This window comes from Oleiphilus sp. HI0125, from assembly GCF_001635355.1.
The window spans coordinates 1-1,837 of sequence record NZ_LWGF01000076.1 but is presented as its reverse complement, the minus strand read 5'-3'; the positions used below and the strand labels follow the sequence as shown (position 1 = coordinate 1,837).

Sequence of the window (1,837 nt, the reverse complement as noted above, 5' to 3'; positions counted from 1 at the left end):
GACTGCAGGCTTTCTAGGAATAATGTATTACTTCGTTCCAAAACAAGCTGGACGACCTGTTTATTCTTACCGCTTATCTATTGTCCATTTTTGGGCCTTAATCTCGCTTTATGTTTGGGCTGGATCCCATCACCTTCACTACAGCGCACTTCCAGATTGGGCACAAACAGCCGGCATGGTTATGTCTCTTGTTCTTCTTGCTCCATCTTGGGGTGGCATGATCAATGGTATGATGACGCTATCTGGTGCTTGGGACAAACTACGAACTGACCCTATTCTACGCTTCCTTGTTGTATCACTTTCTTTCTACGGAATGTCGACATTTGAAGGTCCGATGATGGCGATTAAAACCGTGAATGCGCTATCACATAACACAGACTGGACTATTGGCCACGTTCACTCTGGAGCATTAGGCTGGGTAGCTATGATCTCGATCGGTGCAACATACCATCTAATCCCTCGCCTATTCGGTGTGAAAGAAATGTTCAGTATTTCATTGATCAACCTTCACTTCTGGCTAGCAACGGCTGGTACAGTTCTATATATCGCAGCGATGTGGGTTAACGGAATCATGCAAGGCTTAATGTGGCGTGCAGTCAATACCGATGGCACTCTCACTTATAGCTTTGTTGAATCTCTAGAAGCGAGCCATAATGGGTATGTCGTCAGATTAATCGGCGGAGCTATCTTCCTGTCAGGCATGCTTATTATGGCCCTTAATGTTTGGCTAACTATTAGACAAACAAGTGCTAAAGCACTCGACTCAGTGCCAGCACAAGCTTAAGGAGAGCGATAGAATGAACCATGAAATAATTGAGAAAAACCTTGGCCTAATGATCCCATTAATCATTGTCGCAATAAGCTTTGGTTTCTTAGTGGAAGTTGTACCTCTTTTCTTTAACAAGGATATGAAAACACCTGTCGAGGGACTTAAGCCTTATACTGCGGTACAACTAGAAGGTCGTGACATATATATCCGTGAAGGGTGCCATACTTGTCACACACAAATGATTCGTCCGTTCCGCGCAGAAACAGAGCGTTATGGCCATTACTCAGTAGCTGGTGAATTTGTTTACGACCACCCATTTTTATGGGGGTCAAAGCGTACGGGTCCTGACTTAGCGCGTGTAGGCGGTCGCTATAGTGATGATTGGCACCGAGCTCATATGTACAACCCTCGAAATGTTGTACCTGAGTCTAAGATGCCAGCTTACCCTTGGCTGTTCACCGCTAAAATCGATCATAAGACAACACCTAAAAAAATGGAGGCTCTCCGTAAAGTTGGCGTCCCATACACTGATGAAGACATTGCAGGAGCTTCAGATGCAGTAAAAGGTAAGACTGAAATTGAAGCGCTTGTTGCTTACCTTCAAAACCTCGGTACGTTGATTGGGAACAAGTAAGCAAATAATGGATATAAATACGCTAAGGGGACTTTCGACAATATTAGTGATGATCGTCTTCGCAGGAATATGTTGGTGGGCTTTTAGTAATTCAAAGAAGAAAGACTTTGAAGATGCTTCCAACCTCCCATTTGACGATGAAGATATCGCTGAACGAACGTTGCGCGAAAAAGAGAGAGATAATCATGACTAGTTTCTGGAGCTTTTGGGTTTCAATAATCAGTTTAGGATCAATTTTCGGCTGCTTGTGGTTGATATACGTAACACGTAAGAGCCAAACCACTGACACTGAGACTGATCAAACAGTAGGTCACGCTTTCGATGGGATCGAAGAGCTTGATAACCCGTTACCTAAGTGGTGGCTATACATGTTCGTTGCAACCTGTGTATTCGCCCTCGCATACTATGTCCTCTACCCAGGACTAGGTAACTAC

At 44.1% G+C, this 1,837-nt stretch carries 4 protein-coding genes; all 4 read left to right on the top strand.

Features of this window, described 5'->3' with window-relative positions:
* A partial coding sequence (locus tag A3762_RS01280; RefSeq protein ID WP_197468926.1) for a cbb3-type cytochrome c oxidase subunit I occupies positions 1-784 on the top strand: 784 nt, incomplete at its 5' end.
* Between the two features lie 13 nt (positions 785-797).
* Positions 798-1,403: a cytochrome-c oxidase, cbb3-type subunit II gene (gene ccoO / locus A3762_RS01275; RefSeq protein ID WP_068476981.1), complete on the top strand. Its 606-nt coding sequence runs from the start codon at positions 798-800 to the stop codon at positions 1,401-1,403.
* Between the two features lie 7 nt (positions 1,404-1,410).
* Positions 1,411-1,596, top strand: coding sequence for a CcoQ/FixQ family Cbb3-type cytochrome c oxidase assembly chaperone (locus tag A3762_RS01270; RefSeq protein ID WP_068476983.1), 186 nt, complete (start codon positions 1,411-1,413; stop codon positions 1,594-1,596).
* Positions 1,589-1,837: cbb3-type cytochrome c oxidase N-terminal domain-containing protein (locus A3762_RS01265; RefSeq protein ID WP_304439247.1), on the top strand; the 249-nt coding region annotated here is incomplete at its 3' end. The genes A3762_RS01270 and A3762_RS01265, both read left to right, overlap by 8 nt.

Coding starts and splice junctions, on each gene's coding strand:
- ccoO (WP_068476981.1), top strand. CDS start 798: ATGAACCATGAAATAATTGAGAAAAACCTTGGCCTAATGATCCCATTA.
- A3762_RS01270 (WP_068476983.1), top strand. CDS start 1,411: ATGGATATAAATACGCTAAGGGGACTTTCGACAATATTAGTGATGATC.